General features: G+C 46.1%; 10 protein-coding genes. All 10 read right to left on the minus strand.

Features of this window, described 5'->3' with window-relative positions; all coding sequences use genetic code 11:
- Positions 1–2: 2 nt before the first annotated feature.
- The 10 genes from SNE26_RS15545 to SNE26_RS15590 all read right to left on the minus strand — a co-directional run bounded on the left by SNE26_RS15545 (position 3) and on the right by SNE26_RS15590 (position 15,187).
- Entirely contained in the window at positions 3–1,604 is a 1,602-nt protein-coding gene (locus SNE26_RS15545; RefSeq protein ID WP_321554855.1) for a sodium/solute symporter, read from the minus strand.
- The gene (locus SNE26_RS15550; protein WP_321554856.1) at positions 1,601–2,680 is read right to left on the minus strand and encodes a Gfo/Idh/MocA family oxidoreductase; all 1,080 of its coding nucleotides are present in this window, start codon (positions 2,678–2,680) and stop codon (positions 1,601–1,603) included. Before SNE26_RS15550 ends, SNE26_RS15545 begins: the two co-directional genes overlap by 4 nt.
- Before the next feature lie 12 nt (positions 2,681–2,692).
- Entirely contained in the window at positions 2,693–3,427 is a 735-nt protein-coding gene (locus SNE26_RS15555) for an L-rhamnose mutarotase (protein ID WP_321554857.1), read from the minus strand.
- Positions 3,424–5,346, minus strand: coding sequence for a hypothetical protein (locus tag SNE26_RS15560; protein WP_321554858.1), 1,923 nt, complete (start codon positions 5,344–5,346; stop codon positions 3,424–3,426). Before SNE26_RS15560 ends, SNE26_RS15555 begins: the two co-directional genes overlap by 4 nt.
- 9 nt (positions 5,347–5,355) lie before the next feature.
- Positions 5,356–6,240 (minus strand): sugar phosphate isomerase/epimerase family protein, encoded by an 885-nt coding sequence (locus tag SNE26_RS15565; protein ID WP_321554859.1) that lies wholly within the window; start codon positions 6,238–6,240, stop codon positions 5,356–5,358.
- A 3-nt stretch (positions 6,241–6,243) separates the two neighbouring features.
- Positions 6,244–7,644, minus strand: a complete 1,401-nt coding sequence (locus SNE26_RS15570; RefSeq protein WP_321554860.1) for an acetylxylan esterase — start codon at positions 7,642–7,644, stop codon at positions 6,244–6,246.
- A gap of 121 nt (positions 7,645–7,765) precedes the next feature.
- The gene (locus SNE26_RS15575; protein ID WP_321554861.1) at positions 7,766–8,896 is read right to left on the minus strand and encodes a sialidase family protein; all 1,131 of its coding nucleotides are present in this window, start codon (positions 8,894–8,896) and stop codon (positions 7,766–7,768) included.
- Between the two features lie 6 nt (positions 8,897–8,902).
- Positions 8,903–9,628 carry a DUF3826 domain-containing protein gene (locus SNE26_RS15580; RefSeq protein ID WP_321554862.1) on the minus strand — a complete coding sequence of 242 codons (726 nt, stop codon included), beginning with the start codon at positions 9,626–9,628 and terminating at the stop codon, positions 8,903–8,905.
- Positions 9,629–9,640: 12 nt separating this feature from the next.
- The gene (locus SNE26_RS15585) at positions 9,641–12,397 is read right to left on the minus strand and encodes a family 78 glycoside hydrolase catalytic domain (protein WP_321554863.1); all 2,757 of its coding nucleotides are present in this window, start codon (positions 12,395–12,397) and stop codon (positions 9,641–9,643) included.
- Positions 12,398–12,400: 3 nt separating this feature from the next.
- Positions 12,401–15,187: a glycoside hydrolase family 2 TIM barrel-domain containing protein gene (locus tag SNE26_RS15590; protein ID WP_321554864.1), complete on the minus strand. Its 2,787-nt coding sequence runs from the start codon at positions 15,185–15,187 to the stop codon at positions 12,401–12,403.
- Between the last annotated feature and the right edge of the window lie 4 nt (positions 15,188–15,191).

A 15,191-nucleotide genomic window follows, 5' to 3' on the forward strand; every position in this document is an offset into this window, starting at 1 on the left:
TTTTAATGTCCGTTGAAAATGAGATATAAAGCAATCATGACTATGGTAAGCAGCGCCCAGGCTACTTTTACACGCCGGGTAGGTTTTGAAGTAGTTTCTGTTTCAGATTTTTCGGCAACATAAACAGCCGGCGACTTATCAAGAAGCGAGATCAAAACGGCAGATGCCGCCAGGAAAACAAATATGAAAAACGACAGCATCAGGTAATGCGGCCAAAAGCTATACTTATCGGACGGAAGCACCCACAAGTAAACCACACCCGTGCCCAAACTAAAGGCCGAACCTGCCGAAAGGATAGTATTCACCGCTTTGCGGGTGGTGCGTTTCCAGTAAACGGTAAGCAGGAAAACAACAGCCAGCGGCGGCGCAATAAAGCCTAATACCGATTGAAACACATCAAACAGGTTGAGGCCTTTAATACTGTCAATAGCCAGCGCCATACCTATGGCAAACAGGCAACCGGCAATTACGGTATAACGCCCAACCCTGATCAAATCTTTATTGGTAGCATTAGGGTTGATTTTTTCGGCATAAATATCCATGGTAAAAACCGTGCTCAGCGAGTTTAATGATGAACCTATGGTACCTACTAATACCGCTATCAATACTACAATAACCAGCCCATTCATCCCCGGAGGGAACAGGTTAGTAACCATAGTCATATAGGCTAATGCCGGGTCATTTAAATGCGGATACAGGATAAAACACAAAATGCCAGTGAGGATGAACAGCGGCAGCGACAGTATTTTAAGCCAGCCAATAAAGTTTACGCCAAGCTGCCCTTGCTCCAGGTTTTTAGCCCCAAGTACCGATTGTACCATGGCCTGATCTGTACAGAAAAAAGCCACAGCCGATACCGGGTAGCCTAACAAAATAGCATACCATGGATATTTAACATCACTCGCCGGGTGAATGAGGTTCCAGTAATTTGCGGGTGTTTGATGAAATACCGCTGATAGCCCGCCTGCTTTGTTTACGCCCAAAACAGTCAGCGTTAGCGATACACCAATAAGCAGCAGCATCTGGAAGACATTTACCTTGGCAATAGCTTTTAAACCGCCTGTAAAGGCAAATAAACCCGCAAAAGATACCAGTACAATAACCGATTGCCACATGGGGATCCCGAGGATCTGCCTTACCAAAAAGCCACCTGCAAACAGGCCAAGCGAAAGCCATGAGATCAGCATTTTGATGAGGGCGTACCAGGCCAGGATGTTACGGGTTGAATCACCATAACGATTGCCCATAAACTCAGGCATGGTTGATACTTTGGCAGCAATGTACTTCGGCGCAAAAACAAGCGCCAGCAGCATCAGGAAAACAAAGGCATACCAATCGAAATTGACAGCTACAATACCCGTGCTATAACCGATACTGGCAAAAGCCAGCAACATAGACGGCCCCACATTGGTGCCCCACATGTTAAAACCGATACTTGCCCAGCCCAACGATTTATTGGCGAGGAAAAGCGTTTCGTCCGTTTTGTTTTTATTGCCGAAACTGGCGCGGTAACCGATCACCATTAAAATAATCAGGTACACGGCAACCACCGAATAATCCAGCAGCGTGAGGCGCGATACGATATTGCTCATGCCTAATATCATGCGCTTAACTCGTTTACGGTTAAATTAAACTCGGTAAGGATCTCATCAACCTTTACGGGTTTACCGCTTTGTAATGAGCGGTCCATGGCCTGCAGCAGCGCGATAGTGCCTATACCTTCCTTAATATCGGGATAGGCGGTGTAACCTTCAGTGATGCTATCGGCAAAGTATTCGAGGTAATTTTGATACTCACCAGCGTGGTGGCTTTTGCCTTCAAACCTGAAGTAATGTTTCAGCTTATGTTCCCAGGTTAGGATCCGTTCTTCGCCGGTGTTATCAGTGATGGCATAGCGTAGGTCCATGTAATCGCCCTGGCTGCAGCCTTCAGTGCCGCGTAAAATGCAGCTCATCTCACTGTCGCGCGTAACGGGCTGCACCGGACCGGTATAACAGCCGCTCACCCGTGCTATGCGGTCATCCTTGGCCTTGAAAATAAAGTGCATGGTATCCGGATTCTTTAAACCGCCTTTAGCGCCATTGGAACTTAACATGCCGTAACCCATCACCTCTTCAATCTCCGGCAAATACCAGCGGATAAAATCAACCGGGTGACTTAAGCCGCCATACAACCACTTAAAAGCCTGCTGTAACGACCATGGTTTCTCCAAAAACCAGCGATGATCTGCATGGTAATAAGCCTCTACCGTGATCAAATCCCCTATCAAACCGGCTTCATAGTCTTTACGCTGCTTTTTCATCGGCTCAAAAAAACGGGAGCTTTGGCCCACAAATACTTTTTTGCCGCTTTGCTCAACCAGTTCCATTAGTTCGGCAGCTTTGCTCAAATCATCAATAAATGGTTTAGTGCACACCACGTGTTTGCCATGAAGCAAAGCCTGTTTAACGTGTTCGGCATGTAAATGATCGGGCGTATAGATGGCAATGATATCTATTTCAGCATCATTGAGCATATCCTGGTAATTGATGGTGTAATGGTGAAAGTTAAATTCTTCGGCGCGTTGTTTACACATTTCGATATTCATATCACATACCATTTTCAACTCAAGCTTTTCGCTTTTCAATACTGCCGACATAGTGCTGCGCCCTTCGCCTAATCCTAATATTCCTATTTTCATTTTCATATGATATTATTGATGCTTTAATTCAACCCAAACCTCGCCAGGCTTTGTACCGGGGATGCCCTCCTGATATTTCTTCATCAGGCGGTTCCATTCATTTACCCTTGGGTTATTTTCGGTAGTCCTGGGGTTCAATTTATCGAGATTTTCTCCTTTGGGGATGCTGATGACCAGCATTAACTGCCTGCCGTTTTTGAACACGAGCAGCTGCTGAAAATTAGCGTTGCAAAAACCCTTCGCTACCTCGGGCCAGTTTTTAAACTGCGTGGCATGGTAGCTTAAATATTCCTGCTGCAGCTTAGGATCGTTAACCAAATTGGCTGTCATAACTATATTTTCCCATTGTTTAGCACTAATGGTATCCGCGCACATTTCCCGGTTAAATGAGTAGAAAGGTTTTTCGTAATATTTTATCGTGTCGTTAGGGTACGCTTTCTTTATTTCTTTAAGCGCATCTTCGGGATTTGGAATGTGGAGGTAAATGATTGCATGGTTTTTCCACTGTTTGATGTTATCAGCATCACCCGCTACACTTTTGTCAATATCATACAAAGCATCAGGTTTAATCTTATCCTGAGCTATAATTTCAATAACAACCGGCCTGATTAACAAATGCGGCTTTGTTATAGCTACAGGATCCGTTTGGCCGGTTTTGTTTTTAACCGGAAAATCACAGCCGCTTATTACTGCAAAAAAAGCGCTGCAAGCAACTACAAACAGCAAATATTTCCCCAACTGCCTCATTCTGTTTTATGATTAATAGGCCAATTGTCCCGGTTTACCGATTTATACTTAAGCAGATATTTATAGGGCGCTTCCAACCCGGCAGCGTTCTTTATGGCCGCATCAACCTGCGGACCGTTATTTTCCCAAACATTGCCGGGGCCATTGGCATTCTTCAGAAATTTATCGGCCGGGCACCAGTTATTTCTTATAGTGATGTATGACGATCCCTCGTCGGTATACAGATAAAACCAATGCTGCGGGTCATGTGCATAAGGTGCTTTGTAAATGCTGTCCACATAGTTGTCACTGATCACCGAACCGGGTTGTGCCGATAGTGTGTAGATGGCGGCGACATCATACATATTGCGGGCATAGTGGTGAATTTTGTTGGCGGTGATATGGTTATCACTCATGGCGTTAACGGTCTTTGTCCAGCCCCAGCCCATGCTGATGCCGGTATAGTTTACGTCGCAAACCTCGTTATGCGTTATGCTGATACCTTTAACATAACCCGCGCCGATGCCTACACATCCCCTGTCTTCATTAGTAGCGTCGGTGATTAAATTACTGGTGATGGTATCATTGGTGCAGATCTCCCTTTTATCGGTTGGGTTATAAGGCAGGTGCACCTCCTGAGACTCGTCGGAGTATACGCCGTCGAGTATCGCCGTGCCGCCGATATCTTTAAACAGGCTACCTTTAACCACATTATTATGCGTACCCCGCTGAAAATCCAACCCGGTTGAGGCCATGTGTTCAAAACTGCAACCATCAAACATACTATTTGAAGCATAAACCACTTCAACGGCTGCCCTCGGCCTGCCTACCCAAGCCTGATTTTCCAGACCTTTTTTATCCGGTGTTCCGGGAATTTTTAATTTGTAAGCATCCAGCATATACATGCCTGCCTGGTGCGGAACCAAGCCTTCTTTTGATGGCCGAAGCCAGCTGCTATGTTCAAAACTGATATTTTTAAAGCTGATATAATTAACCGGGTTATCCGGGGTACCCTGCATTTTTACTAATGTTTCTAATTGAGGAATGATTACCGTAGCCGTTTGCAGATCCTCACCCTTACGCGGGATATAATAGATTTTATTGGCGATGCGGTCATGAAACCATTCGCCGGGTTTGTTTAAAAAGCTGATAGCATTGATGAGATAAAATGCCGAATTGCCTGTTTTTTTGGAGATCCAGGGCGCAGGCCAGGGGTGCTCTGACTGGATCCGGCTTTCGGGCTGATAAAATGATAACCGCGCGCTATCTCCCAGCACTTTAACTGCTTTAACCCGCAAAATAGCTATAGCCCACCACTGGTGAATAAACATCTCCATGCCCTTGAGATGAGCGGTATCCGCAGAAGCCGGCCATGGGATCACGCAAGTTTGAGTTTTGTGATCCCAGGATAGGATGCGGTTCATCAACGGGGCATCGGTATCGCGGGCGCGAATGGCCTTTTCATTGTTCACCCATAGCTGCCTGAATTGCAAAGGCTCATCACCAAAAACGGGGCCATCGGCAGCCCACACTTTACCTTTGGCTTCTGCCGGCAAGCCGGGGATTGCATTATTTACTTTATGCCAGCCATTTACCTTAATACCGCCGCTTAAAATAGTTTTACCAATACCCTCGCCCTCAATAATAGTCGGGCTATCGATGGCACCTGAATCTTCAGGACGGATAAATAATGGTTCATTTAAATAGTAAACTCCGGCAGCTACTTTGATATAAATGCCGCCTTTTACCGACGCGTCATTTAAGCGCCTCAATTCACGGGCTTTCCTGATGGCCATTCCTACGGTTGCCAATGGCTGATCCTTAGTTCCGGTATTGGTATCAGCGCCTTGGGGCGATACCCAAATTTCGGCCGCAAAAACACTGCCTGTCAAAATAATAGTTAACAGGAACATCAAAAAAACTATGCGGCAGCTCTTCATCTGTCTTTATTAATTAGCCTGGAATATTGATTTTACGTACGTGGTGTTCGCGCTAAAATTCCATTTTACGTTGCGCGGGTCTTTGGCATCGCGCGAGCGTTCAATCACCAGCCAGCCGGTCCAGCCCATTTTATCTAAAGTGGCTTTTACACGCTCCATATTGATTTTGGGATCGTTTTGCAGCCAAACGCCATCATCATTGGTACAATGGATCTGCACGATATTGTTTTTGCCCAATATTTTAAGTTCACTATCCAGGTCGCGGCCGTTCCTGATGGCGTTTTCAAAATTGAAATAGCTTTTAATGGCAGGCGAACCTATCTCTTTCAATAACTGCAACTCGCCTTTGGCGTCTAAAGCAGTTTCAATCCCTATTACTACCCCTGCCTTTTCGGCTATTTTACCTACCTCTTTCAGGCGGGAAATGATAGCGGGCCGCAATTCAGGAAATTTTATCAGATCGCCTTTTATCCCCATCGGCAAAAAGCCTACCTTAACGCCCATTTGTTTCATGGTGTTGATACAGTCGGTAACGGCCCTAATGGCGGTCGGCCGTTCGGCAAACGATTGTGCAAAAAAGCCGGTCATCCCCATAGATGGGATTTCCAGGTTCAATTCTTTCGCTTTATTCAGAAATATCTTTCTTATCGAATCATTGGCCAATTGGTTGTCAAAAGTTTCACGATCGCCGAGACCGCCCATATCAACCTCAACCCCATCTGCACCGATATCTTTGGCCAGTTGAAATGCACCTAATTTCTGGCGCTTAAGGATCATCAAATCAACAACCGCCACTTTATAGCGCTGCTTTGATGAGGTTTGTGCAATTGCCGGAATGCAGCAGCTACATACCATTAACCCTATCCATAAACTTAATATCAACCCGTTTTTCATAACTTATTTTTTTGTTGCCTGTGCAAATACTTTTTCCAATTGATCAAACCCCTTTATGGCATTAGTCGGGAGTTTTTCGCCTTTATTGCCGAATACATACATTGCCTGTTCTTTTTCGATGGTCACTTTCTGATCATCGAAGCCGCCTTTACTATCTTTTATTTTATTGATATCGAGGTGAAAGTTTTTAGCGATAAAAGCATATAGCGCAGCCCTTTTTGAGGGCCCGAAATCATGCCCTTCGTTAGGCAGGTGCACATTCTCTACTTTATCAGTGGCACTGTAATAGCCATACATTTTTTGGAGATAGGGAAAATCATGCTCAGGCATATTGGCTGTCCAATCCTGCCCGTCGGAAATCAGGAGTTGAGGCCGGGGCGCTGCCATGGCCGCCAGTTCTACGTTGTCTGTTCCATTGCCGCATTGGTGGATGGGCATACCACTTTCACAAGGGCATCCGCCGTAAAAATAAGATGACACCGATACCACCGGGGCGCTTAGTTTAATGCGGTCATCCATGGCGGTCATCAAAACAGTATGGCTCCCGCCGCCCGAACCGCCGCTAATGCCTACGCGTTCAGGGTCGGTTCCCTTAAGCGAGAGCACATAATCCAGAATCCGGATAGCGCCAAGTGCCTGGATGGTTTGCGCCAGGCTACGGCGGTGATCTTCATCTTTAAATTGCAGCAGGGATTCGCCCCAGGCAAACAGGTCATAGCTGTAGGCCATCGCACCCATCCGCGCCAGCGATGCGCAACGGATCTGGCAATCGGCACGGTAACGCTGGTGTTCCCAATGCCCGTCGGGACTTAAGATCACCGGGATCTTTCCTTTTATTTTCAGCGGTTTGTATAAGGAACCGTTAATATATAAACCGGGTAAAATTTCAATAGCGATGTTTTCAACCGAATAGCCGTCAAAGATGCGCATGGCTGTAATGATAGGTTTGGAGGCAGGTTTAGCAGGCAGAGGCGACAGTTCCAAAGCTTTATAAAGTTCCGGCTTTAATATTGCCTTACGTTGTTCCCAACTGTCACGGTCATGGTATTGGGCGGCTATCCTGTCAAGCTCTTTCCAGCCATCGCTTACCGACCAGCGGAAATATTCATATTCTTTGAGTTTATACCGACCGGGGGCTTCTTTGTTTACTTTCAGATCAAGCGGGGTAAGGATGTTGGCCAGTGTGGTATCCACGTTTGGCCTGAACCGCCATTGGGCATAATTAACCCATTTACCCTCAACCTGGGCAGCGATGTATTTGATCTTTACGTGGTATTTGCCCTGTACCTCATCAAGTACCTCCTTCAGGGTTTTCCTGTACATGGCATCAGTAGTTTGCTGCGCACTGGCGGCAAAACTCATGGCTGTGAGGCAGGTTATCAGTATGTAGATCAGTTTTTTCATTGTTTTATTTTTCTTGATGCAATTTTAAGAGCGTCATTGCGAGGTACGAAGCAATCCCCGATTAGCAAGGCCGCCCTGTACAGTTTGGGATTGCTTCGTACCTCGCAATGACGCTTTTTAATTACAAATCCTTAGTTTCACCAGTTGCCACTGGCGGCGTATAACCATCCACCTTAGGCCAAACACCATCTTTTATTTCCTTCAATTCCAATTTTGAAGGATCAATAACCACATGCTTTATTTTTTGCCTGCGCCAGGTGTAAACCACATGCACCATACCATCCGAAGTTTGAATAACCGATGGATAAGAATACTGGCTGATAGGTGAATCCTCCAGGATTGACGCGGCATACCACGTAACGCCATCTTTAGAAACAGCCACATTCAATGGCGTACGTGCGCCCTTTGCCAGGTTTCCCGGTGGTAAAACATGGTTATAAACCAATAACTGCCTGCCGTCTTTCAAGGTTACCGCGTCGGTACCGGAGTTGTTATTTGGCAGGTTGGTCTTCTCCAACGGCGACCATGTTTGCCCGCCATCTTTTGACCATGTGCTTAATATAGCCCTGTTCTGACTGCGGCAAAGCGCCTGTAGCCTGCCATCTTTATAAATTAAAATACTTGGCTGTATCGCCTTCAAATCTTTACCGTCGCTGATAGGGCCGATCATCGTCCAGTTTTTGCCGAAATCTTTAGTCGCTTCAAAATGCACCTGCCAGGCTTTTCCCTCGGTACTCACCGGACTTAACAGCGTACCATTTTTAAGTAATACCGGTTTGTTTTTGATTGGGCCTAAAAAACCCTCGGGCAAAGCCTTTTGCTCCGACCAGGTGATGCCGCCATCTTTAGATGTTTTTACAAAACCTTTCCATTTTGCCGGGCTTGGGCCTATTTTGTAGTAAAGTTGCAATTCGCCTTTGGGTACCTGGTACAATACGGGGTTCCAGCAGGCGTAGCGTAAGGTGTCATTTTGGATACCATTAGCTACATTGATACCCTCTGTCCATTTGCCGTTAATAAAGCGGCTTACCCAGATACATACATCGGGATTGCGCTCCTTGGTGCCGCCAAACCATGATGCCACAAGGCCGCTTGGTGTTTCCGCAATGGTTGCCGCGTGACATTCGGGGTACGGCGCTTTATCGTATATAAACTCGTCTTTCACAATCCCCTTACGCCATGGATTTTGGGCAAAAGCATTAATCATGAATAAGTAGCTTACCGCACTGGTGAATAACATCTTTTTTAACATGGTAAATTATTTTTGAGTAACGGCTTTATCCTTTACTGCCTTATCAGCAGCCTTTTTAGCGATGATGGCTTTGGTATAATCGCCGTATAGCTTGTGCCAGTTACGGCCGTTGCTGTTAAGGTATTGTTCGTTTTTGGTTTTGTAGATTTCGAATATGGCTGATACCTGTTTGATGTTTTTAAAATCGACAGCCTGTTCGCGGGCTTGCTTCAGGTTAGCGAGAATTGTGGCTTCTTCAACCGGCGTCAGATCCGGAACAATCGCTTTATAACCGGCCAGCGTAAAGGCCACTTTGCCGATGGTGTATTTATCAAGCACGACTTCAACCTGTTCTTCAGTTAAATCAGCATGTAATCCGGCCATCAGGTTTTCATGCACCGATTTTGGCAGGGACGAATTAATGATGATCTGCCTGTCCATAGTGCTTAATACCTTACCTGTTGCCGGATCGATGCCCGCCGGAACTGACTCATAAGAATGGCTGTTGTTCCAGTCGCGGATGGCTTTAAGATGGGTTGCGATTATATTTTTTACGCGGGTGGCCTTAGCTGTGTCGGTAAGCGACAAGGAGGCCACCCAGTCGGTAGCTTTTTTATTAACCTCGGCATCGGCTTTAGCCTGTGCTTCGGGAGATAGAGTTGTTTTAGCCACCTGTTGCTCCTGGGCTTTCAACGTGCCTGACAGTGATAGTAAGGCTATCAGCATAGCACCCGCCATGTTTAGTTTTTTCATATCGATGTTGCTTTAATATTTTACTTCAAAATCATAATCACCCGAACCGATGCTCAGCACCGCTCTCCCGCTCTCTATCTTTATCGCTTTAATGTCTTTTATGGCTGATACCTTCTTCCCGCTTTCGGTTACTTCATCCATAGCTTTTGCCGGCACATAAACCAGCGCCGAACTGTTCGACGGTATAGTAACACGCCAGTTAAAACTGCCTTTAGTATTGGTATAATTACTTTTCACAAGGCCATATGCGGTTTGGTACGAAGCGTTAACACTATCCAGCCCTTTGATAATCGCCGGTTGCATAACCAATTGCTTAAAGCCGGCATTAACCGTTTTTATCCCGGCTATGTCCTGGTAAAACCAGGCGATAAGATCTCCCAAAAGCATAATATGGTTACGGGAGTTCATGGCCGGGTTGGCCGTATCGCCATTCCATAACTCCCAGATGGTGGTAGCACCCCTGTCGGCCATGTAGCCCCAGCTTGGATACGTGGTGTTAGACGCTATTTTCCAGGCCAGATCGGGCCGGCCAAATTCAGTAAGCCCGCGCATAAGCCATTGGGTGCCGATAACACCTGTACTGATATGATCATGTGCCTCATTGATCTTAGCCACTATGTTTTTAAACACCGCTTGTTTATTGGCAGACGGAGTGATGCCGAAATACAATGGTAACAGGTTGGCCGTAACTGTATTGTTGCTGTATTTCGATGTAGTTTTATCAAAGTATTTATCATTAAATGCCTTGCAGACATTCTGTTTCATGGTAGCAAAAAACTGTACATCAGCCGGTTTGTGCAGCATTGCAGCAAACTTTTCCATCAGACCGGATAAATGATAATAATAGGCCGTGGCAATCAGTTGCCCATCGGTATTCAATGAAGGATCTTTGGCGTGGATCAGCTCCAATGATTCGGGCGGTACGCACCAATCACCGTATTTATCTTTGGTGACGATGTTGTTTTTCATGTATTTGACACGCATGTAGTCCATCCATTTTTTCATGGAGGCATAATGTTTTTCGATTGGCGCTTTATCGGCAAACTGGCGATAAAGCATATCAGCTACCAGGATATAAGTACCGGGCCAGGTCATGTTATCGCTGTAATAATTCCAGTAGGCGGGCGCCACATCAGGGATAGCACCATCCGGCGTTTGCGATTGCGCTATATCATCCAGCCATTTAGCGTAGAAATTGCCATTGGCAAAAACAAAACTTTCACCAAGCGAACCTACTGCTCTATCACCCAGCCAGGGCATCCGTTCGTTACGCTGAGGGCAATCTACAGGCATGCCTTTGTAATTGCTCAGGACCCCCCAATAGGCATTGTGATAGATCTTGTTAACGATAGCGTTAGATGTTTCAAAGCGGCCTATAGTCGGCAAGGCATCATAAACCACCTGTCCCTCAAAATCAGCTAATTCAGGTTTCCCCGGATAACCGCTGATCTCTACATACCGGAATCCGTGATATACAAATACAGGGTGCCAGATTTCTTCAACCCCACCTTTCATTGTATACACATCTGTCACTTTAGCGTCGCGAAGGTTAGCCACATAAAGTTCATTATTGGGCTGTAATGTCTCGGCATAACGAAGCGTCACTTTATCTCCCCGGTTTCCTTTTACACGCATCTGGAGCCAGCCCGCCATATTTTGGCCCAGATCCAGGACCCATACGTCTTTTTTGAGCTGAGTTATATTGATAGGTTTGATGGTATCCATCACCCTGATCGGCTCATTCATCTGCGCATCAAGCTTGCCGCCGGGCGCCGGCACCAGTTCGGCTTTAAGCCACTGGCTATCATCAAAACCCGGACGGTTCCATCCTGAAAATTCTTTAGTAGCATCATATTCCTCGCCATCATATTCATTGTTGGTTCGGATGGGGCCGTCGGCTGTAAAATGCCAGTTATTATCGCTTAGGATAATTTGCCTTGTTCCGTCTGCATATTCAACCTCCAGTTGCAGCAGCATTTTAGGAAATCCAAATTCCTTGATTTTTTTAGGCTTGTATTTTGGTCGCATGGTAAAATAGCGCCCATTGCCCAATACTGTTCCGATGGCATTATCACCTTGCTTAAGGTAACCGGTAACATCAAAAGTGTTGTATTTAACCGATTGGGTATAGTCGGTAGGTGCTTCGGCTAAAACCTGATCACCGATGATTTGCCCATTTACATACAATTCGTAGTGACCTAAGCCAACAATATAAACCGTTGCTCTTTTTATACCTGATTTCAAATCAAACCCGCGGCGATAATACCGGGCCGAAAGGCGTGAAAACTTGGAAACACTATCCCATGCAAAACCCCGGTCACAGCCTATCCATTTGGCTTTCCAGTCGGTCGGATTTAAAAGCCCCACGCTCCACATCGCAGGTTTGCTCCAGGTGCTTACGCCGTTATTTGTCCAAACCTTAACTTTCCAATAACATACCGCGCGGCTCTCCAATGACTTGCCCATGTAATTGATCATGATGGATTCTGCCGAATTTACTTTGTGCGAATCCCACAGATCACCCTGCCCTGCTATTAGTTTTCCGGCAGTTGAGGCCACTAAAATTTGATAGGCTACCTGGTTGGTGTTCCGGACGTCGCTGGTGATTTGCCAGCTTAATCGTGGTTTACTGGTGCCGATGCCTAAAGGATTATTGAGCATTTCGCATTTCAGGTTTTGCAAACCGATACGGGCATCCGCATAGCAATTGTCCAGGCAGGTTAAAATAACCGCTGCAGCTAAACTGATATGTGCGACCAACCTTCTCATTGATTATTTACCCGAAAAGTCGAAATACAGGTTTAGCGAAAGCGCGTCTTCTATATTCCTGTCATAATTAAAATATTGGTTCTTTTGCCCGCCGGGACCCAACTTTTCAGGCTTTTGCGATTTGGTGCCGATAGGCGTTATGCCATGCATAAACGAAATATCTCCCAACGGGAAGGCCGGGGCCGTATTGTAAACCTTTGCAGGGTTTGCCGGCGTAAACAGGCGCATAAAAACGTCCCGGCTGTTGCAAACAATGGTTACCGGCTGCCCGGTAGTTTGCAATTTCATCCAGTACAGGTTGGAGTAATAGCCCTTAAATTCGGGATAAACAACCTTGCCTTGCCCGGTTATAGTATTGTTATACGTTTTATCCCATATCCCCAGCGACGTGCCCTTCATGCGGTTTTTCCATACCCGGTACGGGCCATCGCCCATATAGGTAACACCTTTGATGTCTTTTTCGGGGAAGGAGAAATTGACGCCCATTAAGGTGGCATCTTCGCCGATTGGCCAGTATTTAACATCAAGCTGTACCCAGCCCGATGGGTAGATCGTCCACTTCAATAAAGGCTCGGATTTTTTGGGTGGGAATACTCCTTCAACCACCAGGTTATCGCCTTCGTAATGATAGGTGAGCTTTTCAAAACCTGTTTGATCCTGCCCTTCAACCAGCACCGGGCCATTGTTAAAAGGGATATCGCCCTTAACATTTTTCACACTAACCAAGATGCCCGAGTTGCGGTTAAAAGCCAGTTCGATCCCGTTGCCGGTTTTTACCTTGTACAGCGAATCCGTTTCGGTAATTACAGCTTTGCTTCCGCCTGTTTTGGTAATGATGCGGTTGGTGATCTTATCATGATCATTAACCGGGAAACTCCAGGTAAACAGTTCATGCTTGTTTACATCAAAAGCTGATACATACAACACATCGAAATTTTGCCAGTCTTTAGGTAATTGTAATTGCAAATTTCCGTATTGGCCCGGCGCAACATCCGGCGAAGCAATAACGCCTGTTTTCGCAGCCTGACCAGCACCGTTGAGCATATCCAGCTTATAGCTGAAGGTACATTGTTTCAGATTAGTATAGGAGTACCTGTTCTCTAAACGCAAGGTACCGTTAAACGCCGGTGTTATTTCACGGGGTTCGAGATAAACCGGGCTCCAGATCTCTTTAATAGCATAGTAGCTACCTTCCTTTTCGTGATATGGGCCTACAATACCGTCAGGGCCGTGGTCGCCGTCGGTGTCAAGCTCCCCGTTTTTATCGGTACGAACAACAGCTTCATCGGCAAAATCCCAGATAAAACCACCGGCCGAAATCGGGGTATGCCACATCTGTTTCCAGAAATCGTCCAGCCCTGCACCTGCGCCACCATCGTACAAGCCGTGTAAAAACTCCGTCGGGAAAAATATATCATGGCCATTGATGCCCGTGTTAGTACCGTAGTCGTAATTGATATAATGCTGGGTATTTGTTCCGCGGAAGATCCCCCAGGGATGGATCAGCGGACGTTTTTGAAGATCCAGCTCATCAAACCAATGATCGAGGTTAAAGTTGAAACCGCCCTCGTTGCCATTGTCCCATATCACAATGGATGGATGATTGATATCTTTTTCGATAAGCTCTTTTGTTAGTTTTGAACCGACTACATCGTCATAGGCATGGTGCCAGCCGGTGAGCTCATCCAACACAAAAAGGCCTAACGAGTCGCATACATCCAGGAAATGATCGTCGGGCGGGTAATGCGACATACGCACCGCGTTCATGTTCATATCCTTCATGAGCTGAACATCCCCGATGCTTACTTTTTTATTTAGCGCCCTGCCTGTGGTTGGCCAAAACGAATGACGGTTTACCCCTTTAAATTTGATCTTTGCGTTATTTACGTAAATACCATCATGCTCCCTTAACTCAACCGTACGAAAGCCAATGCGTTGTTTTACCGTATGAATGGGCTTGCCGTTTTCACTTAGCGTAAACACCACATTATACAGGTTGGGAAACTCCGGCGACCATAATTTTGGCGAAGCAATATGCGTACTGATATTGGCAACGGTATCACCACCGTTAACCTTCACAGAAAACGGAGCACCGAACTTTTGTCCTGCCAAAGTATACACCTGGCCTGTTACGGTGCCGTTTTTTACAGATGTCAGTTTCAGTTGGGCTTTTAAATTACCATTGGCTTTGGCATCAACAGCATAATAGCTGATGTGCGATTTAGGCGCAGCCTCCAAAAATACCGGCCTGAAAATCCCGCCGAAGATCCAGAAATCACCTTTACGCTCGGCGGCGTTTACCGATGCATTGGCCGAATGTTTGGATACGGTTACCTCTAATAGATTTGATTTGCCGTAGTTAAGCAGAGCGCCTACATCATACTTGAAACGATAAAACGATCCCTGGTGGATTGGCCCGGCCGACTTGCCGTTCAGCTTCACCTCGGTATCGGTCATGGAGCCATCAAAAACAATATTGATAGCCTTGCCCTGCCATGACGCGGGTATATTGAACTCGTATTTATAAAGTCCCTGTTCCTTGCCTCTTAAACTATCCTTTGCAAGCCCGTAATTATATTTGCCAAAGCCCTGAAATTCCCAGTTTGAGGGTACCGGGATGGTTGTCCATTTGCCGGAGTTATTACCCGCGGTGCAGAAAAACTGCCAGTTTACGGTATGATCGCTCCCTGTACCCGACAGGAATAGCTTTTGTGTTTCCTGGGCCTGGGTTACCGACCAATTGATAACAAAAAGTAAAGCAATCCATATTTTAAAGCAGGCAGATCTCATTAGT

It is taken from the genome of Mucilaginibacter sp. cycad4 (assembly GCF_034263275.1).
GTDB lineage: Bacteria > Bacteroidota > Bacteroidia > Sphingobacteriales > Sphingobacteriaceae > Mucilaginibacter.